Source organism: Streptomyces sp. NPDC032822, from assembly GCF_055578825.1.
Genome location: NZ_JBVIOL010000003.1, coordinates 565,345 through 584,590, shown reverse-complemented (window position 1 = coordinate 584,590; position 19,246 = coordinate 565,345). Strand labels below are relative to the sequence as shown.

The 19,246-nt window shown below is 71.4% G+C and carries 19 protein-coding genes; 3 read left to right on the top strand and 16 right to left on the bottom strand.

Going from position 1 to position 19,246, the window contains the following annotated elements:
• Nucleotide 1: 1 nt before the first annotated feature.
• The 7 genes from ACZ5VD_RS11710 to ACZ5VD_RS11680 all read right to left on the bottom strand — a co-directional run bounded on the left by ACZ5VD_RS11710 (nt 2) and on the right by ACZ5VD_RS11680 (nt 7,995).
• Nucleotides 2-172, bottom strand: a complete 171-nt coding sequence (locus tag ACZ5VD_RS11710) for a hypothetical protein (protein ID WP_468549830.1) — start codon at nt 170-172, stop codon at nt 2-4.
• A 13-nt stretch (nt 173-185) separates the two neighbouring features.
• Nucleotides 186-2,183: a protein kinase domain-containing protein gene (locus ACZ5VD_RS11705; protein ID WP_468682100.1), complete on the bottom strand. Its 1,998-nt coding sequence runs from the start codon at nt 2,181-2,183 to the stop codon at nt 186-188.
• A 24-nt stretch (nt 2,184-2,207) separates the two neighbouring features.
• Nucleotides 2,208-3,518: a DUF6777 domain-containing protein gene (locus ACZ5VD_RS11700; protein WP_468682201.1), complete on the bottom strand. Its 1,311-nt coding sequence runs from the start codon at nt 3,516-3,518 to the stop codon at nt 2,208-2,210.
• Between the two features lie 157 nt (nt 3,519-3,675).
• Nucleotides 3,676-4,626 (bottom strand): cytochrome c oxidase assembly protein, encoded by a 951-nt coding sequence (locus tag ACZ5VD_RS11695; protein ID WP_468549828.1) that lies wholly within the window; start codon nt 4,624-4,626, stop codon nt 3,676-3,678.
• Nucleotides 4,627-4,803: 177 nt separating this feature from the next.
• Nucleotides 4,804-5,829: a 6-phosphofructokinase gene (locus ACZ5VD_RS11690; protein WP_468549827.1), complete on the bottom strand. Its 1,026-nt coding sequence runs from the start codon at nt 5,827-5,829 to the stop codon at nt 4,804-4,806.
• A 180-nt stretch (nt 5,830-6,009) separates the two neighbouring features.
• Nucleotides 6,010-6,738, bottom strand: coding sequence for a type 1 glutamine amidotransferase (locus tag ACZ5VD_RS11685; RefSeq protein WP_468549826.1), 729 nt, complete (start codon nt 6,736-6,738; stop codon nt 6,010-6,012).
• Between the two features lie 18 nt (nt 6,739-6,756).
• On the bottom strand, nt 6,757-7,995 hold the full coding sequence (locus tag ACZ5VD_RS11680) for a DUF1727 domain-containing protein (RefSeq protein ID WP_468549825.1): 1,239 nt from the start codon (nt 7,993-7,995) through the stop codon (nt 6,757-6,759).
• A gap of 146 nt (nt 7,996-8,141) precedes the next feature.
• On the opposite strand from ACZ5VD_RS11680, the gene def reads away from it, so the two are divergent.
• Nucleotides 8,142-8,681 carry a peptide deformylase gene (gene def, locus ACZ5VD_RS11675; RefSeq protein ID WP_468549824.1) on the top strand — a complete coding sequence of 180 codons (540 nt, stop codon included), beginning with the start codon at nt 8,142-8,144 and terminating at the stop codon, nt 8,679-8,681.
• Nucleotides 8,682-8,775: 94 nt separating this feature from the next.
• Here def and ACZ5VD_RS11670 read toward each other — a convergent pair whose 3' ends face one another.
• Entirely contained in the window at nt 8,776-9,420 is a 645-nt protein-coding gene (locus tag ACZ5VD_RS11670; protein ID WP_468549823.1) for a TetR/AcrR family transcriptional regulator, read from the bottom strand.
• Nucleotides 9,421-9,593: 173 nt separating this feature from the next.
• Here ACZ5VD_RS11670 and ACZ5VD_RS11665 point away from each other — a divergent pair, with 173 nt between their 5' ends.
• Complete coding sequence (locus ACZ5VD_RS11665; RefSeq protein ID WP_468549822.1) at nt 9,594-10,820, top strand: acyl-CoA dehydrogenase family protein; 1,227 nt, start codon at nt 9,594-9,596, stop codon at nt 10,818-10,820.
• Between the two features lie 57 nt (nt 10,821-10,877).
• Here ACZ5VD_RS11665 and ACZ5VD_RS11660 read toward each other — a convergent pair whose 3' ends face one another.
• The 8 genes from ACZ5VD_RS11660 to ACZ5VD_RS11625 all read right to left on the bottom strand — a co-directional run bounded on the left by ACZ5VD_RS11660 (nt 10,878) and on the right by ACZ5VD_RS11625 (nt 18,527).
• Complete coding sequence (locus ACZ5VD_RS11660) at nt 10,878-11,399, bottom strand: cupin domain-containing protein (protein WP_468549821.1); 522 nt, start codon at nt 11,397-11,399, stop codon at nt 10,878-10,880.
• A 4-nt stretch (nt 11,400-11,403) separates the two neighbouring features.
• Entirely contained in the window at nt 11,404-12,618 is a 1,215-nt protein-coding gene (locus ACZ5VD_RS11655) for a cytochrome P450 (RefSeq protein ID WP_468549820.1), read from the bottom strand.
• A gap of 1 nt (nt 12,619) precedes the next feature.
• Entirely contained in the window at nt 12,620-13,705 is a 1,086-nt protein-coding gene (locus tag ACZ5VD_RS11650) for a type III polyketide synthase (RefSeq protein WP_468550002.1), read from the bottom strand.
• Between the two features lie 94 nt (nt 13,706-13,799).
• Nucleotides 13,800-14,036 carry a DUF6213 family protein gene (locus ACZ5VD_RS11645; protein ID WP_030041549.1) on the bottom strand — a complete coding sequence of 79 codons (237 nt, stop codon included), beginning with the start codon at nt 14,034-14,036 and terminating at the stop codon, nt 13,800-13,802.
• A gap of 25 nt (nt 14,037-14,061) precedes the next feature.
• Nucleotides 14,062-15,447 carry an NADP-dependent succinic semialdehyde dehydrogenase gene (locus ACZ5VD_RS11640; RefSeq protein WP_468682099.1) on the bottom strand — a complete coding sequence of 462 codons (1,386 nt, stop codon included), beginning with the start codon at nt 15,445-15,447 and terminating at the stop codon, nt 14,062-14,064.
• A gap of 76 nt (nt 15,448-15,523) precedes the next feature.
• On the bottom strand, nt 15,524-15,991 hold the full coding sequence (locus ACZ5VD_RS11635) for an NUDIX hydrolase (RefSeq protein ID WP_468682097.1): 468 nt from the start codon (nt 15,989-15,991) through the stop codon (nt 15,524-15,526).
• Nucleotides 15,988-17,526, bottom strand: coding sequence for an ATP-dependent DNA ligase (locus ACZ5VD_RS11630; protein ID WP_468682096.1), 1,539 nt, complete (start codon nt 17,524-17,526; stop codon nt 15,988-15,990). The genes ACZ5VD_RS11635 and ACZ5VD_RS11630 overlap by 4 nt, the downstream gene beginning before the upstream one ends.
• 29 nt (nt 17,527-17,555) lie before the next feature.
• The gene (locus ACZ5VD_RS11625) at nt 17,556-18,527 is read right to left on the bottom strand and encodes an NAD(P)/FAD-dependent oxidoreductase (RefSeq protein ID WP_468682200.1); all 972 of its coding nucleotides are present in this window, start codon (nt 18,525-18,527) and stop codon (nt 17,556-17,558) included.
• A 69-nt stretch (nt 18,528-18,596) separates the two neighbouring features.
• Here ACZ5VD_RS11625 and ACZ5VD_RS11620 point away from each other — a divergent pair, with 69 nt between their 5' ends.
• On the top strand, nt 18,597-19,178 hold the full coding sequence (locus ACZ5VD_RS11620) for a helix-turn-helix domain-containing protein (RefSeq protein ID WP_468549815.1): 582 nt from the start codon (nt 18,597-18,599) through the stop codon (nt 19,176-19,178).
• Nucleotides 19,179-19,246: the final 68 nt, after the last annotated feature.

Below are 19,246 nucleotides of genomic sequence, written 5' to 3'. Positions count from 1 at the left end.
GTCAGGTGCTGCCGGTGGCCACCATCCCCAGGGTGATCAGCCCCAGCACGACCCAGCCGAACCACAGCCAGCCGTTGCTGCCGAGCGCCACCGTGTAGGCCGTCACCGCGACGAGTCCGCCGACGGTGAGCACCCCCATCGTTCTGGTCGAGCCGTCCGTGGAACCGGGCATCGCGACACCCTCCTCATGATTCGTCCCCCTCCATGGTGCCCCCGTTCTGCCTCCGTACGGTGCACACGACGAAATGTGTGCCGTTCTTCCAGGGCCCCGCGCTCGTCCAGGAGCCCGCCGTGTACACCGACGGATCGAAGCCGTAGTCACCCGGCGCCACCTCCCGCCCGCACGCCACGTCCGACTCGGTGCGCGCCTCGGCGAGCGTGACGTCGGCGCCCAACCGGGTGAACCCGAGCACCTCCTCGTCGTGCGCCCCCGCACAGGACACCAGGCGGGCGTCCCGGTTGGAGCGGACGTCCAGACAGTCCCGCTTCTGCATGGTCGCCGTGTCCGCGAAGGCCGAGCCCGTCGCGCGGTGGCCGCCGACCGGCCCGTACAGCGGCCCGTGCGCGCCCAGCACCAGACAGGCGGTGCGCCGCCCGGCGGCCGTGAAACCGTCCGCGGTCGGCACGACGGCGTGACTCCGCACGTCCGCGAGCCGGTCCCGGGCCTCCCGCGTCCGCTCCTCGCACCGTTCCGGGCCCAGCCGACGCGCCTCGTCCGCCGACGCGGCCCCGACGAACGCCAGTACCTGCCCGTCCGGCGCCTGTGCTCCACAGGTCGGATCCAGTGCCAGCCGGGGTGTGCCCCGGAAGCGCTCGGCGCCCGCCCAGTCGGCGAGCACGCAGTCCCCGTCCCGCAGCGGCTCCGCCAGCCCCACGCCGGCTCCGTACGGCGCTCCGCTCCCGCCGTCCCCGCCGCCGTCGGAGGCGGACCGGTCCGCCAGGGCGTACCAGACGCCACCCAGGGCGAGGAGCATGCCGAGACCGCAGGCCAGGACGGCCCGCAGCACGTGCGAGCGTTCCCGGCGCCGCCTGCCGGGCGCGGACGGCGGCACGGGCACGAAGGGCGGGCCGAACCCCTGCGGGTCGGCGGGAGACGTGAAGGCCTGCGGTGCCGCGGATGGCGTGAGGCCGGGCGGGGCCGTCGGCGGCACGAAACCGTGCGGATCGGCCGTCGACTGCCCGTGTCCCGCCCTGTCCGCCCCGGTCGGCCGGTTCGGCCCATCGAGGCCGTGGGGGCCGCTCGTCGGTGCGGGAGCGCCCGCCCAGGGCGGCTGTGAACCCAGGTCGGTCTGGGTCCGGGAGTACGCCTCGGCCTGCGGGGTGACGATCCGTGACAGCGCCGCCTCGGCCTCCGCCGCCGACAGCCGCCGCCCGGGATCCTTGGCGAGCAGCGCGGCCAGTAAGGGCCCCAGCGCCCCCGCCCGAACGGCGGGCCGCGGTTCGTCCATGACCACCGCGGTGACCTCGGCGAGATGGGACTCCCGCTCGAAGGGACTCAGCCCCTCGACGGCGTGGTAGAGCGTGCAGCCCAGCGAGAACAGGTCGGCCGCCGCCGTGGGCGCCCCGCCCGTGGCCCGCTCCGGAGCCAGATACCCGGCGGTCCCCACCAGGACGGACGCCAGCGTGTACCGCGTCTCGCCGCCGTCCGGCTGCACCGAGATCCCGTAGTCGGTGAGCAGGACCCGACCGTACGGCGCCCCGCCGCGGTCCGGCGCCAGCAGGATGTTCGCCGGTTTCACGTCCCGGTGCATGACGCCCCGCCGGTGCCCGGCGGTCAGCGCGTCGAGCACGGCGAGGCCGACCCGGGCGCACTCGGCCGGGGCGAGCGGCCCGCGGGTCCCGACCAGTTCACGCAGGTCGATCGCGCCCGCCACGTACTCCATGACGATCCAGGGCAGCCCCTCGTGCTCCAGCACGTCGTGCACGGTCACCACATGCGGATGGCCGCGCAGCCCGGCCGCGTGCCGGGCCTCGGCCTGGGCCCGGGCGACCCGGGTCTCCCGCTCGTGACCGGCCTCCACCGGGTCGCGGAACACGATCTCCTTGAGCGCGACCTCGCAGGCGAGTCTCCGGTCGTGGGCGAGCCACACATGGCCCATACCGCCGCTGCCGAGCTGGTTCAGCAGCAGATAGCGGCCGGCGACGACCCGGCCCACTCCCGACGTCGATGATCCTGAGGGCATCCGCTGACTCCCGTGGTTCTGCGGCTACGTGATCGGCTCGCTGCTCGCCGGTGCGCCGGTGACGGGGCCGCCGGTGACGGGTGCACCGGTCGGGGGCGGCGCGCTGCTGGTGACCGGGTCACCGGTCGAGGGCGAGTCGGCCGGTGGGCCCGGGGGAGGGGGCGGCGGCGCGCTCGTCGGCGGCGGCTCGGCGGAGCCGAGGGGCCGACCGGACGAGGTGGTCGCGTCGGGCGCGGAGCCGGCCGGGGCGCTCGACGAGGGTGGCGCGGAACTCGACGGCGGGCTCGACCCGGGTGAACCCGGCCCCGCCCCCGGCCCGGACGGCGTACCGGACGAGGGCGCCGAGGACGACGCTCCGGGCGCACCGGTGGGCGGTGACGCCCTGCCCGTCGACGCGGAGGATCCGGGGGCCGGGGGAGTGGTCGCCGCACCGGAGCCACCCGGTGACGTGGAGGTGGACGTACCGGGTGGCCTCCCCGCTGACGTCCTCCCGTCGGCCACGCTCAGCGTCACGTACTCGCCGAACCGCAGCGCGCTCCCGGCCGGTGGATCGCAGGCCGTGACCTCGGCCCCGGCCGGGGGCAGTCCCTTCCCGTCGTACCCGACGGCCAGCCCCGAGTCGGCCAGCCGCCGGCTCGCCTGCCCGAACGTCGTCCCGGTGAGCTTCGGCACCGCGCGCCGCTTCGTCGTGTCGAACGTGGAGTCGTCCTCGCCCGTCGTCCCGACCGGCCGGCTGATGCCCCGCTCGGGCTCCTCGACATCGACGAGGGCGATCCGGTCCAGCGTCCGGGGCGCGGGCCGCACGGCGACCACCCGGGAACGCTCGTACCCCTGCCACTTCTCGTTGCCGTCCTCGAACCGGACCGAGATCCGGCCCGTGTCACCCTCGAAAGGCCGCAGTGGATTTCCGCACGAACACTTCACCGACGGCTGTCCCTGCCGGTCCACGAGAATCGCGATTCCCGCCTGGAGCAGCGAGTCGTAGGGGACGGCCTTTTCCTTTTTGTAGTCGTGGTTCTTCACGAGGGTGTCGTGACGCAACAGAACAGGTGTGAGCTGTTCCAGATAATCCGGGATCTCGTCCTTCGGGATTCCCAGGGCATGTGCCCACGCCTGTGCCTTACGGTGGTGGGCGGGATCGGTGAGGAACCGTTCGAGTCGGTCGACGTCACAGCTGGTCGGCTGCTTCGAACCCCCGTACAGACCCGGTGTGTCCCCCTGTTGCAGGCCTCCCCGCACGGACCGCGGCCGGACCCGGGCGTCCTGGCCGAGCCCGCCGTCCTCGTCGAAGAACGGCGCCAGGGAAGGCACGCCGGCCGCGACCGCCTTCACCACGGCCAAGGGTGTTTCTCTGCCGCAGCCGCTCAGTAGGAGAAAGAGAACCAGGAAGTACGCGATCCTTTTCCCGGCCTTTTGCATACATGCGTGAAGTGTCATCACCGCTCCCCCCGCGGTTCCCCCTGACGCTTCATGCTACTGAATGCGAACCCCTTCAACGCCCCTGTGCGTTCAATGAGGCCAAATAGGCGTTGTATGCCTCAAGTTCCTTGTCGCCGTCCCGGTCGGCGGCCCGGTCCATACGCTTGGCCTGCCGCTGTTCGGAGCCGTACCACTGGAACAGCAGCGCGATCAGCACCAGCACCGAGGGGATCTCGCTGAACGCCCAGGCGATGCCACCGGCCGCGTTCTGGTCGGAGAGCGCGTCGATGCCGAGCGAGGCGGGCGGGTTCTTGAACGTCTCGACCATCGGCTCGGAGGCCATCATCAACGCGATCCCGAAGAACGCGTGGAAGGGCATGCCCGCGAACAGCTCCAGCATCCGCATCAGGTAACCCGGCCGGCTGGGGCCCGGGTCCACGCCCATGATGGGCCAGAAGAACACCACGCCGGTCGCGAGGAAGTGCACCATCATCGCGATGTGCCCGGTCTTGGAGCCCATCAGGAAGTCGAAGATCGGCGTGAAGTACAGCGCGTACAGGCTCGCGATGAACAGGGGGATGGTGAACGCCGGGTGCGTGATGATCCGCATGTACCGGCTGTGCAGGAACATCAGCAGTACCTCGCGCGGCCCCTTGCGGCCCCGGCGGGCGGGGGGCAGCGCGCGCAGCGCCAGCGTCACGGGGGCGCCGAGCAGCAGCAGGATCGGCGACAGCATGCTGATCACCATGTGCTGCACCATGTGCACGCTGAACATGACCATGCCGTAGTCGTTCAGCCCGGTGCACATCACCAGGGCGATGGACAGCACGCCCGCGACATAGGCGATGGTCCGCCCCACCGGCCACTTGTCCCCGCGCCGCCGCAGCCGTAGGACCCCCCACCCGTACAGGGCGAGCCCCACCAGGCAGGCCACCAGGAAGAACGGGTCCGCCGACCACTGAAGACCCCGCCCCAGCGTGAACGGCGGCAGATCCATGGTCATGCCGTGCCCGCTGTGATCCATCCAACGGCTCCTGATTCGTGGGGGTTGTGCGTTTCTGTCCGCCCCAGACTAGAACCGCCCCCGGCCGCGCTTGCGACCGGGGGCGGTGCGACGTCCTGGGGGCGCGGGGCTGTGTCTCACATGTGGCTCCGCCGCGTGAGCGCGACCGGCCACGACGCTCCCGCACCCGCCGAACCGCTAGAGCACACACTCCGCTTCCGCGTACCTGTCGTCGGGGACCGTCTTGAGCGTCTCCACGGCCTCCGCGAGCGTCACCATCACGATGTCCGTCCCGCGAAGGGCCGTCATCTTCCCGAACTCCCCCCGGTGCACGGCCTCCACCGCGTGCCACCCGAACCGGGTCGCCAGGACCCGGTCGTACGCGGTGGGCGTGCCGCCGCGCTGCACATGGCCGAGGATGACCGGCCGGGCTTCCTTCCCGAGCCGGTGTTCCAGCTCCAGGGACAGCTGGCGGGCGATACCGGCGAACCGCTCGTGCCCGTAGATGTCCTTGGCGCCCTCGTCGAAGCTCATGCTGCCCGGCCGCGGCTTGGCACCCTCGGCCGCGACCACGATCGCGAACCGCTTGCCCGCCTCGAACCGCGCACCGACCTTCGTGGCCAACTCCTCGATGTCGAAGGGCCGTTCCGGAACGACGATGGCGTGCGCACCGGCCGCCATCCCGGAGTGCAGCGCTATCCAGCCGGTGTGGCGCCCCATGACCTCGACGACCAGGACCCGCTGGTGGGACTCGGCGGTGGTCTTGAGCCGGTCGAGGGCCTCCGTCGCGACGCCGACGGCCGTGTCGAACCCGAAGGTGACGTCCGTGACGGCGATGTCGTTGTCGATGGTCTTCGGCACGCCGACGATGGGCAGACCGGCGTCCGACATCAGGCGGGCCGCCTTGAGCGTGCCCTCGCCGCCGATGGGGATGATCGCGTCGAGACCGAGCTCCTCGACATGGCCCCTGGCCCGTTCCACGCCGTCCCGCAGATGGGAGGGCTGGACCCGGGAGGAGCCGAGGATGGTGCCGCCGCGGGCCAGGATGCCGCCCACCGCGTCGAGGTCCAGCTTGAGGTAGTCGCACTCCAGGAGGCCCTTCCAGCCGTCCCGGAAACCGATGACCTCGTCGCCGTGGTCGACGACGGCACGGTGCACGACCGACCGGATGACGGCGTTCAGGCCGGGGCAGTCGCCGCCGGAGGTGAGGACACCAATGCGCATAGCCCGAAATACCTTCTCGACGTGGGCCGGCACCGGACCGCGTTGTCCGGGCTCGAACCCCGCCACCCTAGCGGCAGGAGGGGGCGGGGCCGAAGCGTGCGTCCGCCTGCTGGACGACCCCGCTCACCTGTGCGGACAGGCCGTCAGACGGGCTGGTAGCCGCAGGCCGGACAGCAGGTGTCAGGCAGGCTGCTCCGCGGACGCGATGCGCTCGGTGCGGAGCGCCTCGTACCACCGGTCGTCGGTCGGCGGCAGCGCGTTGACGTCCAGGGCCAGCTTCAGCAGCAGGTCGGCGATCAGCGGATTGCGCGCCAGCACGGGACCGTGCATGTACGTACCGAAGACCGTGTCGTTGTACGCCCCCTCCGTGCCGTCACCGGTCCCGTTGCCGTTGCCGAAGCGGACCTGGGCCAGCGGTCGGGCCGTGGGGCCGAGGTGGGTGATGCCCTGGTGGTTCTCGAAACCGGTCAGCGGGGGCAGGCCCAGCCGCGGGTCGATGTCGCCCAGCACGTCACCGACGCACCGTAGGCCCTCGCCGCGCACCGAGACCACGTCGAGCAGGCCGAGGCCGGGCTCGCGCTGGCCGAGGTCGTTGACGAACTCGTGGCCGAGGATCTGGTAGCCGGCGCACACCGAGAAGACGATCGCGCCGTTCCCGACGGCCCGGTGTAGTCCGCCGTCCCGGCGCAGCCGCTCGGCCGCGAGCCGCTGCGGCCGGTCCTCACCGCCGCCGATCAGGTAGATGTCCCCGGAGGTCGGGATCGGCTGGTCGCTGCGCACGTCGAGGCGGGCCACGTCGAGGCCGCGCTGCCGGGCCCGGCGCTCCACGACCAGGACGTTGCCCTGGTCACCGTAGGTGCTGAGCAGGTCGGGGTAGATCCAGACGATCCGCAGGCTGTTGTCGCTCACAAAAGTCCCCTGAGTGTGTCAGTTGCCGACGCGGCGGCGGAGGTCCTGGAAGGCGGTGTAGTTGGCGATGACCTCGATGCGGCCCGGCGGGCACTGCTGCACGGCCTGGTCGAGGTTCTCGCACACCTGGAAGTGCTGGTTGGCGACTTCCAGACGCACCGCGAGGTCCAGCTTCCGGTCGCCGACGACGCAGATGGGGTGGCCGGTCAGCCGCGTGTAGTCGACGTCCCACAGCCAGGAGGTGTCGGTGCCGTCGGCGCCGCGCGCGTTCACCGAGAGGATCACCGGGGTGGGCGGCGGATCGATCAGGCTGAACGTTTCGAGCCAGCCCGCCGGGTTCTTCGCCAGCAGCAGCCGGAGGTCGCGCTCCATGAACTGCACGACGTCGTACCGGCCGGCCACGGCCTGCACCTTGTACATGCGTTCCAGGGCGACCTGCGGCGGTACGCCGAAGACGGCGGCGACGGCCGCCGAGGAGGCGGCGTTGGCCTTGTTGGCGCGGCCCGGCAGCTGGAGGTGGATCGGCCAGGCCGAACCGTGCGGGTCCAGGACGTGGTCGCCGGAGAGCGCCCAGCTCGGCGTCGGCCGGCGGAAGCCGCACTCGCCGCAGAACCAGTCGTCGCCCGGACGCTGCATCACGCCGCCGCAGGACGGGCAGGACCAGGCGTCGTCCTTCCACATCTGTCCGGCGGCGACCCAGATCACGTTGGGGGAGGAGGACGCGGCCCACACCACCAGCGGGTCGTCCGCGTTGGCGATGATGACGGCCTTGGAGCCGGCCAGTCCCTCCCGCCAGTTCTCGGCGAGCATGCGGGTCTCGGCGGCTCGGTCGAGCTGGTCGCGCGAGAGGTTGAGCAGGGCGATGCACTTGGGGTCGGTGTCCCGGGCGACGCCGGCGAGGTACTTCTCGTCGACCTCGATGACGGCGTACCGGGACTCCGAGCCGCCCGCGAGGGCGGAGGTGATACCGGCCGGCATGTTGGCGCCGAGCGCGTTGGACACGACCGGACCCGCTGCCCCCAGCGCCTCGGCGATGAGCCGGGTGGTGGTGGTCTTGCCGTTGGTCGCCGACACCAGGACGACGTCCAGGTGCTGGGCGAGCCGGGCCAGAAGGTCGGGGTCGAGTTTGAGTGCCACCCGGCCGCCGATCACGGAACCGCTGCCGCGCCCTGCGGCGCGCGATGCCGCCGCGACCGCCTTGCCCGCGGTCACGGCGATCTTGGCCCGCGGCGAAAGCGGGTCCGAGTTGCCTGCCATCAGTTCTCGATCCTCCTTGCGTACGCGCCGCGCCTCAGCCTCCGGCCACGTGGTGTGGACCTCAGCCTATCGAGATCCATTCGCACTCCCGAACCGCGGCGCCCGCGCGACGTTCGCGTGACTGTGAGGACCGTACCCTTGCGGCCATGCGACAAGGTCCGATCCCGGGCGCCCACGGGCGCGTCCGGCCCCTCACACTGCTCGGCGACGACGTGCTGCACGCCCCCTGCGCGGAGGTCACCGACTTCGGTCCCGAACTGGCGGCACTCGTGGAGGACTTGTTCGCGACGATGTACGCGGCCCAGGGAGTCGGCCTGGCGGCCAACCAGATCGGCACGTCCTGGCGGGTCTTCGTCTACGACTGCCCGGACGACGAGGAGGTCCGCCACGTGGGCCATCTGGTGAACCCCACCCTCGTCGAGAGCGACGGGATCGTCCTGCGCGGCCCGGAGGGCTGCCTGTCCCTGCCGGGCCTGGAGGCGGGGACGGAGCGCTACGACCACGCGGTGATCGAGGGTTTCACGGTGACCGGCGAGCCGGTCACCGTGCACGGCACGGGTTTCTTCGCGCGGTGTCTCCAGCACGAGTACGACCACCTGGATGGCCGGATCTACGCGGACAGACTGACCGGTTGGCGCCGACGACGTCTCATGCGACAAGCGACCCGGGCTTCTTGGAGTCGGTGAGGGTGCCCACCTGGCGGTGCGGGACTGTGTCGCTGTGCGGCTCCGCCGCGTGGGCGTGGCCAACCTTCACCGGCCCGCGGTCGGACCACGGCCGTCAGAACCCCGGCCCTCCCACCTTGTCCCCCGTGTCGGCGAGCCGCCCCCACAACAGATCGGCCAGACTCGTCACCAACTCCACCCGCGAGCAAGGCCGTTCCCCCAGCCACCAGTCGCCCGCCGCGTGCATCATCCCGACGATCCCGTGCCCCCACACGCGGGCCAACTGCTGGCTCCCCGGCCCCAGATCCACCCGGTCCTCGATGACCTGGGCCAACTCCTCGCCCATCTTGCGGAGCAGTGGCACGCTGTGTTTGCCGACGTCGAACCCCTGGTCGGAGACCTGCCCGCCGTCCGCGGGGTGCATCAGGAACCGGTACACCTGGGGCCGGGCCTCGATGGCGGCCAGATACGTGTCCAGCGTCGCCTCGACCCGCTGCCGCCGCTCCGCCGGAGCGTCCAGCGCGGCACGGAGGGAGTCGAGCAGTGCGTCGGTGTGCCGCTTGGCCAAGGCTGCGTAAAGCCCACCCTTGTCGCCGAAGTGGCGATAAAGGATCGGTTTGGTGATGCCGGCCTCCGCGGCGATGGCGTTCATGGAGGCTTGGGGGCCGTCGCGCAGCACCACTCTGTCCGCTGCCTCCAGCAGTTCGCGCCGGCGGCGGTCGGCGGACCGTTGTTGCTCGGTCCGCTGTGTGGTGTCCATGTGCTCTCCCCACCCGTGCTGAATTAGGTAACGCCTGCGCAAACTAACACTCAGCATGCCTCTTACATCGAACGGGCTGCCGACCGGTCATCAGGAGTTGACAATTCCTACCGACCGGTAACAGACTCGCGTTACCGTAAGTAACACGCACGTGTATCGCCGCTGGAGGGGTCATGGCCGAGTTCACCATGGAGCTCAACGACGAACAGAAGGAGGTCCGGGACTGGCTGCACGGCTTTTCCGCCGACGTCATCCGCCCTGCGGCCGCCGAATGGGACGAGCGTGAGGAAACTCCCTGGCCGGTCATTCAGGAGGCCGCCAAGGTCGGCATCTACTCCCTGGACTTCTACGCCCAGCAGTATTTCGACCCCACCGGCCTCGGTATCCCGATGGCCATGGAGGAGCTGTTCTGGGGTGACGCGGGCATCGCCCTGTCCATCGTCGGCACCGGTCTCGCCGCCGTCGGCGTCCTCGCCAACGGCACCGAGGAGCAGATCGGCACCTGGATCCCCCAGATGTACGGCGATGCCAACGATGTCAAGGTCGCCGCGTTCTGCTCCTCCGAGCCGGACGCCGGCTCCGACGTGGCGTCGATGCGCACCCGCGCGGTGTACGACGAGGCCAAGGACGAGTGGGTGCTCAACGGCACCAAGACCTGGGCGACCAACGGCGGCATCGCCAACGTCCATGTGGTCGTCGCGGTCGTGGACCCCGAGCTCGGCTCCAAGGGCCACGCCTCCTTCATCGTCCCGCCGAACACCCCCGGCCTCTCCCAGGGCCAGAAGTTCAAGAAGCACGGCATCCGCGCCTCGCACACCGCCGAGGTCGTCCTCGACAACGCCCGGGTGCCCGGCTCCTGCCTGCTCGGCGGCAAGCAGAAGCTGGACGAGCGGCTGGCCCGGGCCCGCGAGCGGGCCAAGGCGGGCGGGGAGCGCGTGAAGAACGCGGCGATGGCCACGTTCGAGGCTTCGCGGCCGGCGGTGGGGGCGATGGCCGTCGGTACGGCCCGTGCCGCGTACGAGGTCGCCCTCGACTATGCCAAGACGCGTGAGCAGTTCGGGCGGCCGATCATCGACAACCAGGGGGTCGCCTTCCAGCTCGCCGACATGCGTACGTCGATCGACGCGGCGCGGCTGCTGGTCTGGCGGGCGTCCTGGATGGCGATCAACGGGAAGCAGTTCACGGCGGCCGAGGGATCGATGTCGAAGCTGTTCGCGAGCGAGACGGCGAAGACGGTTACCGCGCAGGCGGTGCAGATCCTGGGTGGCAACGGGTACACCCGTGAGTACCCGGTGGAGCGGATGCACAGGGACGCGGCTATCTACACGATCTTCGAGGGTACGAGTGAGATCCAGCGGTTGGTGATTGCCCGGACGCTCTCGGGGATGACCATTCGGTAGTTCGCGGGCCGTGGGCCGCGGGTCGAACACGGCCCCGCGCCCCTCAGGCGGGAGGTCTCACCGGTGCTGGAGGGGTGTGAGCTGCTCGATGTCGTACCTGGACCTGAGTTCTTCGATCGCCTCGTGGTCCGGTGGCCCCCCGCTCCCCAGGATCTCCAGCAGCTCGTCGAAGTAGCGCTCGTGATCGGGGGGCGGCGACGCCTGGAAGAACATCTTGGCGGGGGAGTCCGTCGGGTTGGCGAAGGCGTGGGGACAGCCGGGTGGTACGACGATGACCGTGCCCGGTGTCGCGCGTACGACGCGGCTGCCTGAACCCGACTCCCAGCGCTGCCAGTTGGCGGGGGTCCGGATCCGCGGCTCGAAGGCGAGGACGTCCAGCTCGCCTTCGAGGACGTAGAACAACTCCTCGCTGCGGGTGTGCACATGGGCGCCGACGTCGAAGCCCGGTGGCACGATCACCTCGAAGGTGGACGCCGTGCGCGAGTGCGAACCGGTCACCTTGAAGGTCACGTGCTGGGCCGGGGTCTGGACGACCCGGCCGTGACCCGGCGGCACGAGCAGCCCCTCGGTCGCCGTCATCGGATCACCACGTGACCGGGAGGGCTTCGGGGCCGCGGATCAACGCGCCCTTCTTGAACGGGACTTCCTTCGGCTGCACGGCCAGCTTCAGGCCCGGCACACGGTCGAGCAGCGTGCCGACCAGCAGCTCGGACTCCATACGGGCGAGCATGGACCCGGGACAGTAGTGCGGGCCGAAGCCGAAGGAGACATGCGGGTTGGGGCTGCGGGAGAAGTCGATCGTCTCCGGGTAGGCGAACACGTCCGGATCCCGGTTCGCGGAGAGGTACGACACGTAGATCGCGTCGCCCGCCCGGATCCGGACGCCTCGGATCCCCACGTCCTCCAGGGCGATCCGGGACAGCCCGACCGCGTTGCGGTGCGGAATGTAGCGCAGCAGCTCGTCGACGGCCCGCGGGCGGATCTCCGGTTCGGCGCGCAGCCGTTCGGCCAGGTCCGGGCGGGTCAGCAGGATGTAGAACATCTGGCCGCTGTTGTTGGTGACCGCCTCGCCGCCGATCTGGAGCAGCACCGCGAGCCCGACCGCCTCCTCCAGGGTCACCTCGCCCTGGCTCACGGCGGCCCCCAGCAGCGAGGCGACGTCCTCGCCGGTGCCCGAGTCCCGCGTGGCGATGAGGTCGGTGAAGTAGGCGCCCATCTCGTTCCTGGCCCGCTCACTGACCCGGGCGCCGTGCGAGGACGACAGGATCAGCTGCGTCCAGGTGTGCATGCCGTGCCGGTCGGCCGCCGGGACGCCCATCAACTCGCAGATCACGGCGATGGGGAAGGGGCTGAGGACGGTCGCCGAGAGGTCGCTCGGCGGGCCGTCCTGGAGCAGTTCGTCGACCAGCTCGTCCAGCAGCAGGCGGGACTTCTCGCGGATCCGCTCCACGCCCTTGGCGGTGAAGGCGGCGGCGACCGAGCGGCGCAGCCGGGTGTGGTCGGGCGGGTCCAGGAAGCCGACCGCGCCCCGGGCCGGGATGAAGTGCGGGGCGAGGCGGGTGACCGGCCGGTCCATGACGGCCTCCCGGCTGAACCGGGGGTCGTTGGTCACCGTCCGTACGTCCTCGTACCGGGTGACCAGCCAGGCCCAGCCCTCGCCGTTGGGCAGCTGGATGCGAGTGACCGGGGCCTCCCGCATCAACTCGGTCAGGACCGGGTCGAAGTCCACGCCGGACAGGTCCAGGGCGGGCCAGTGGCGGATCGGGGGGAGGGTCTCGGTGATCGTCTCTTCGGTCATCTCACGCCGTCTCTTCGGAACGCTGCCAGCGGCCCAGTGCCATTTCCGCGGTGATGCCGGGTCCGAACCCGGCGAGGAGCCCGCGGGCCCGGTCGCGCGGCCCGCCCTCGTCGAACAGCCGGCGCAGCGCGTCCAGGACGACGGCGCTGGCGATGTTGCCGTACTCGGTGAGGGTGGCCCGGCTGAACCGGAAGGCGTGCGGGTCGACCTGGAGGAACTTGCTGAGGTCGTCGAGTATGCGTGGCCCTCCGGCGTGGACGATGTAGAAGTCCAGGTCGGCCGCGTCCCAGCCGTGCAGACCCGCGAGGTCCTGGAGCGCCGGCGCGAGCGGCTCCATGGTGGCCGGCACCCGCTTGTCCAGCAGGAAGTGGAAGCCGGTGGCCCGGACGTCGTACATGATCCACTCTTCTGTCTTGGGGATCAGGTACGAGCCGTTGCGCTCCAGCGCGATGCCCTCGCCGCCCCGGCCGCGCACCACGGCTGCCGCTATGCCGTCGCCGAACAGGCCGTTGGACAGCAGGGAACCGATGCCGATGTCGGTGGGCTGGTAGCACAGCGAGCAGAACTCGCAGGCCACGATGAGGGCGTTGGCCTGCGGGTAGGCGGTGCAGAAGTCGTGCGCGCGGTTGATGGCGGCCCCGCCGGCGGCGCAGCCCAACTGGGCTATGGGGAGCTGCCGGGTGGTGGCGTCGAAGTCCATCTCGTTGATCAGCCAGGCCGTGAGCGAGGGCATCATGAAGCCCGTGCAGGACACGTAGATGATCACGTCGATGTCGCTGGTGAGCAGCTCCGCGTCGTCGAGGGCGCGCTGCACGACCGAGGGGACCCGCGCCTTCGCCTCCGCCACGTAGATCTTGTTGCGGTCCTCGAAGCCCGGGTGCTTCAGGGTCTCCTCGATGGGCTGCACGATGTGCCGGGTGCGCACTCCGGTGTTCTCGATCAGCCGGAGGGCCAGCGGGAGTTGGGGGTGATCGGCGTGGCGGGAGCGCGCCAGCTCCAGCGTCTCCTCCATCGTGATCACATGCTCTGGAACGGACACCGAGGGTCTGCACAACGTCGCCATGAACCGTGCCTGCTTTCGCCTCAGAGAGTGGTCCAGTCCACGATCACCCGAGGGGGCGACGATCTCGCGCGGGACTACTCTGAACAGGCGACGGCCAAAGCCCTGCGGACCGCGACCGCTACGGCGTGCTTCCGCTGCTGTGCGCGATGCACGCGACGTCGATGCGATCGGCCAGTTTCGCGAGCTCGATCGTCAGGGCGGCCACCGTGTCCTCGTCGAGCCCGTCCTCCCCGGCCTCGACGAGATGCAGCCACCGGCCACCCACCGTCCGCAACAGCTTGCTCACATCGGCGGCAGCCACCTGCAGGGTCCCGCGGTCGTCGACGATCAGAGGCAGAGTCACTTCGCGGTTCACAAAGGGGATCGTAGCCGCGGAACCCTCACGCTCCGTGCCATACGGTCGTGATGTTGCAGAACTCCCGGATTCCGTGCCCGGACAGCTCACGCCCGTAGCCGGACCGCTTCACCCCGCCGAACGGCAACGCCGGGTGGGACGCCGTCATCCCGTTGACGAACACGCCGCCCGCCTCCAGATCCCGTACGAAACGGTCGACCTCGGTCTCGTCCCGCGTCCACACGTTGGAACTCAGGCCGAACGGCGAGTCGTTCGCGATCAGTACCGCCTCCTCCAGGTCGGCGGCCCGGTACAGGGTGGCGACCGGGCCGAACGCCTCCTCCCGGTGGACGCGCATCTCGCGGGTGATGCCGGTCAGCACGGTCGGCCGGTAGTACCAGCCGTCCCCGTCGGGCCGTTCGCCGCCGCACAGTGCCCTCGCCCCGCTGCGCAGCGCGTCGTCGACGAGTTCCTCCAGATCGGCGCGTCCCTGCTCGGTCGCCAGCGGCCCGACCTCCGTCTCCTCCGCCAGCGGGTCGCCGACCTTCAGCGTCTGCATGCCCCGGACGAACCGTTCGGCGAACGCGTCGTACACGTCCGTGTGCACGATGAACCGCTTGGCGGCGATGCACGACTGCCCGTTGTTCTGCACACGCGCGGTCACCGCGATCCGGGCGGCCCGGTCGAGGTCGGCGGAGGGCATCACGATGTAGGGGTCGCTGCCGCCCAGTTCCAGCACCGTCTTCTTGACCATCTGCCCGGCGGTGGAGGCGACGGCCCGGCCGGCGGGCTCACTGCCGGTGAGCGTGGCCGCCTTGACCCGGTCGTCGCGCAGGATCTCGTCGACCGCTCCGGAGCCGATCAGCAGGGTCTGGAAGGTGCCCTCGGTGAAGCCCGCGCGATGGAAGAGGTCCTCCAGATAGAGGGCGGTCTGCGGGACGTTGGAGGCGTGCTTGAGAAGGCCCACGTTGCCCGCCATCAGCGCGGGCGCCGCGAAGCGGATCACCTGCCACAGCGGGAAGTTCCACGGCATCACCGCGAGCACCGGTCCCAGCGGCCGGTAGCGGACCAGGGCCCGGGAGGCGCCGGAGTCCTTCACGTCGGCGGCCGCGGGCTCCTCGTCTGCGAGGAGTTCCGCCGCGTGGTCGGCGTACCAGCGCATCGCCTTGGCACACTTCGCGGCCTCCGCGCGGGCCTGCTTGACCGGCTTGCCCATCTCCGTGGTCATGACCCGGCCGATGTCCTCCTGGTCCTCGTCGAGGAGGTCGGCGGCCCGGTGCAGGAGGCGGGCCCGTTCGGCGAGAGGCGTCGTGCGGTACGTGCGGAAGGCGGCCTCCGCGAGCCGGAGCCGGCGCTCGATCTCCTCCTCGCCCATGGCCTCGTACGTCTTGAGCGTCTCGCCGTTCGCCGGGTTGACCGTTGCGATGGGCATGGCTGACCTTCCTGGTGACGGGCTGTGCTTCGACCTTCCCGCGCGGCGGTGGGGACCGCAACGCGTGTGCGTCTGCTCAGGCCGAGTGCTCCACCAGCCGGTCGAGAAACGCGGACTGGGCCCTGACGATCACCTCGCGGGCCCGGTCGAGGTCGAACCACGCCACGCGGTCCAGCTCCGGGAACTCCTGGATCCGCCCGGACCTCGGCGGCCATTCCAGCCGGAAGGTCCCCGGTGCGACGACGGTCGCCGGATCGAGGTCCGCCTCGACCGCCCACGCGGTGACGACCTTGCCGCCCGTCTGCCGGACCTCACCGAGCGGTACGGGCGTGCCGTCGGGCGGCGGCAGCCCCAGCTCCTCCTCGAACTCCCGCCGGGCCGCGTCCCAGGCGGGCTCGTCCGCCTCGTACTCGCCCTTGGGCACCGTCCACGCCCCGGCGTCGCGCCGCGCGAAGAAGGGGCCGCCCATGTGGCCGAGCAACACATCGAGGCCGCGGTCGGTGTGGCGGAACAGCAGCAAGCCCGCGCTCCGTCTCCCGGTCACGGCGCGATCCCCGGATGCGCCGCCAGGAGGGTCTCCACGGTGTCCGCCTCCTCCGGGCGCTTGTCCTCGCGGTAGCGGACCACGCGGGCGAAGCGGAGCGTCACACCGGCCGGGTACCGGGTGGACCGCTGCAGGCCGTCGTAGGCGATCTCGACGACGAGTTCGGGACGTACGGTCACCACATGGCCGTCGGTGTCCACGGCCAGCTCCCGGAGCCGCTCGGTCTGCCAGGTGAGCACCGCGTCGGTCATGCCCTTGAAGGTCTTGCCGAGCATCGCGAAGGAGCCGTCCGCGGTGCGGGCGCCGAGGTGCAGGTTGGAGAGCCTGCCGGTGCGGCGGCCGTGGCCCCACTCGGCGGCCAGGACCACCAGGTCGAGGGTGTGCACCGGTTTGACCTTCAGCCAGGACGCGCCGCGCCGGCCCGCGCTGTAGGGGGCGTCGAGGGCCTTCACCACGACACCCTCGTGGCCGCGCTCCAGCGTCCCGGTGAGGAACTCCTCGGCCGCGGGCAGCTCTTCGGGGCCGGACACCAGGGTGCGCCGGACCCGCATCGGCTCGGGTACCAGCCGGGCCAGCTCCGCGTGCCGCTCGGCGAACGGCAGGTCGAGCAGGTCGCGGCCGTCGACGGACAGGGCGTCGAAGAACACCGGGGAGACGGGCACCGCCTCGGCGGCCGTCGGCACGTCCACACGGGAGCCGACCCGCCCGGCGGTCTCCTGGAAGGAGCGGGGGCGGCCGTCCTCGTCGAGGGCGATGACCTCGCCGTCCAGGATGAACCGCTCGCCCCGCAACTCCAGTGCCGCCGAGGTGAGTTCGGGCAGCCGGTCGGTGATGTCGTCGAGGGTGCGGGTGTACAGCCGTACCGTGCCGCCGTCACGGTGGACCTGGACGCGGATGCCGTCGAGTTTCTCCTCGACCGCGCACACGCCGAGCTTGTCCACCGCCTCGGCGACCGAGGAGGCGCTGTGCGCCAGCATCGGCTGGACCGGGCGGCCCACGGTCAGCCGGAAGCCCTCCAGGGCGGCGGGGCCGTCCGCGAGCAGGGCCTCGGCCACCGTCTGGAGGGAGCCCGCGAGCATCACGGCCCGCCGGACGTCGGCCGGTGGTGCGCCGGTGGCCCGGGCGAGCCCCTCGGTCGCGACCGCGTCCAGTGCGCCCTGCCGCACCTCGCCGCTGATCAGGGCGAACAGGAACCGCTGCTCGTCCTCGGTGGCCGCGCCCATCAGCTCGCCGACCAGCCGGGCCCGCTCGGCCTGCGAGCCGGCGCCCGAGACCTCGCGGAGCGCGCCGAGCAGGGCGTCCACCTCGCGCACGGTCAGGGCCGGCTCGGCGGCCGGGGCGACCGGGCGGCTCAGCACCTTCCAGCCGACGCCGAGCCGCCCCTGCGGCAGCCGGCCCGCCAGATACGGGATGACGATCGGCACGTCCGCCGCCTCGGCGTCCCGGAAGAGCTCGGCGAGCAGCGCGATCTTGCGGGAGCGCGCCGAGGTCGCGGCGACCTCCTGGGACACACGGGCCAGCCGGGTCAGCAGCATGCAGCCATGGTGCACCGGAGGCGGGCGGTCTACACCTGGACGGCCGCGACGGCGTTGTCGAGGTCCGTCATCAGCAGCTCGCCGTTGATCGTGGCGCCCGCCCGGTACCCGCCGGCCGCCGCGTTGACGACCTGCTCCGCGAAGCCCATCGCGTTGCCCGCCGACCACACGCCGGGCACGCTCGTCAGACCCGTCGGGTCGACCACCGGGTACGCGCCGAACGGGGTCTCCTGGAGGTCCGCGCCGAGGCGCCGCAGCAGATCCGTCTGCGGGACGGCCCGGGGGGCCACGAACAGCACCTCGCGCTCGTGCGTGGTGCCGTCGGCGAGCCGGACCCCGGTGAGCCGGTCGTCCTCCGTCCGCAGGGCCGCGACCTCGCCGGGGACCACCTTCACTCCGGCCGCGGCGAGCCGGCGCAGGTCGTCGTCCGGCAGTTCCCTCTCGGCGACCGTGTGCAGGAAGAAGGTCACGTCCTTCGACCACTGGGACACGATCAGTGCCTGGTGCACGCTCGCCGGCGTGGTCGCGAGCACGCCGAAGGCCCGGTCGCGGACCTCCCAGCCGTGGCAGTACGGGCAGTGCAGCACGTCCCGTCCGAAGCGTTCGGCGAGTCCCTCGACCCGCGGCAGCTCGTCCCGCAGGCCGGTGGCGATCACCAGACGCCGGGCGCGCACGGTCCGGCCGCCCGCCAGGACCACGGCGAAGTCGCCGTCCCGGGTGACGTCCACCGCCCGGTCCCGGACCAGTTCGACGCCGTAGCGCGCGATCTCCTCGCGGCCGACCGCCAGGAAGTCGGCCGGGGACATGCCGTCCCGGGACAGATAGCCCTGCATGTGCGCGGCGGGCGTGTTGCGCGGTTCGCCCGCGTCGACGACCAGGGTGTGGCGCCGGGCCCGGCCCAGGACCAGCCCGGCGGACAGCCCGGCCGCGCCTCCTCCGACGACGACCACCTCGTAGGAGTCGGTGTGCTTGCCGGTGCTCTTCTCGGTCACGGTGACCACCTCCACCGAGACGGTCCCGCGACCGCTGCCGTATTGACAAACATGTTTGCCGAAACTGCAATGTCCTGCATGAGCGACGACGACATGGACGAGGTGCTCGCCGAGGTCGGGCCACGGCTGCGGCGGATCCGGAAGGAACGCGGGGCCACCCTGGCCGGGCTCTCCGAGGCGACCGGCATCTCGGTGAGCACGCTCTCCCGGCTGGAGTCGGGTCTGCGCAGGCCCAGCCTGGAGCTGCTGCTGCCGATCGCACGCGCCCACGAGGTGGCGCTGGACGAGCTGGTGGGCACGCCGGCGGTCCGGGATCCGCGGGTGCGGGCGGCGGCGATCTCCCGGCACGGGCGCACGTACTGGCCGCTGACCCGCCGGCCCGGCGGCCTCCAGGCGTTCAAGGTGCTGGTGCCGCAGCAGAGCGACGAGCCGGAGACGCGGACCCATGAGGGCTACGAGTGGCTGTACGTGCTGTCGGGGCGGCTGCGGATGGTCCTGGGCGACCGCGACTTCGTGCTCGCCGCCGGGGAGGCCGCCGAGTTCGACACCCGGGTGCCGCACTGGTTCGGGTCGACGGGGGAGGGGCCGGTGGAGTTCCTCAGCCTGTTCGGGCCGCAGGGGGAGCGGATGCACGTCCGGGCGCGGCCCAAGCGGTCGTGACGTACCCGACTGTTCCCCGATCGACAAGCGACCGCTTAGTATGCGAGGGACCCCGGTAAGACGACGCA

Coding starts and splice junctions, on each gene's coding strand:
- ACZ5VD_RS11710 (WP_468549830.1), bottom strand. CDS start 172: ATGCCCGGTTCCACGGACGGCTCGACCAGAACGATGGGGGTGCTCACC.
- ACZ5VD_RS11705 (WP_468682100.1), bottom strand. CDS start 2,183: ATGCCCTCAGGATCATCGACGTCGGGAGTGGGCCGGGTCGTCGCCGGC.
- ACZ5VD_RS11695 (WP_468549828.1), bottom strand. CDS start 4,626: ATGGATCACAGCGGGCACGGCATGACCATGGATCTGCCGCCGTTCACG.
- ACZ5VD_RS11690 (WP_468549827.1), bottom strand. CDS start 5,829: ATGCGCATTGGTGTCCTCACCTCCGGCGGCGACTGCCCCGGCCTGAAC.
- ACZ5VD_RS11680 (WP_468549825.1), bottom strand. CDS start 7,995: ATGGCAGGCAACTCGGACCCGCTTTCGCCGCGGGCCAAGATCGCCGTG.
- def (WP_468549824.1), top strand. CDS start 8,142: ATGCGACAAGGTCCGATCCCGGGCGCCCACGGGCGCGTCCGGCCCCTC.
- ACZ5VD_RS11670 (WP_468549823.1), bottom strand. CDS start 9,420: ATGGACACCACACAGCGGACCGAGCAACAACGGTCCGCCGACCGCCGC.
- ACZ5VD_RS11665 (WP_468549822.1), top strand. CDS start 9,594: ATGGCCGAGTTCACCATGGAGCTCAACGACGAACAGAAGGAGGTCCGG.
- ACZ5VD_RS11660 (WP_468549821.1), bottom strand. CDS start 11,399: ATGACGGCGACCGAGGGGCTGCTCGTGCCGCCGGGTCACGGCCGGGTC.
- ACZ5VD_RS11655 (WP_468549820.1), bottom strand. CDS start 12,618: ATGACCGAAGAGACGATCACCGAGACCCTCCCCCCGATCCGCCACTGG.
- ACZ5VD_RS11640 (WP_468682099.1), bottom strand. CDS start 15,447: ATGCCCATCGCAACGGTCAACCCGGCGAACGGCGAGACGCTCAAGACG.
- ACZ5VD_RS11630 (WP_468682096.1), bottom strand. CDS start 17,526: ATGCTGCTGACCCGGCTGGCCCGTGTGTCCCAGGAGGTCGCCGCGACC.
- ACZ5VD_RS11620 (WP_468549815.1), top strand. CDS start 18,597: ATGAGCGACGACGACATGGACGAGGTGCTCGCCGAGGTCGGGCCACGG.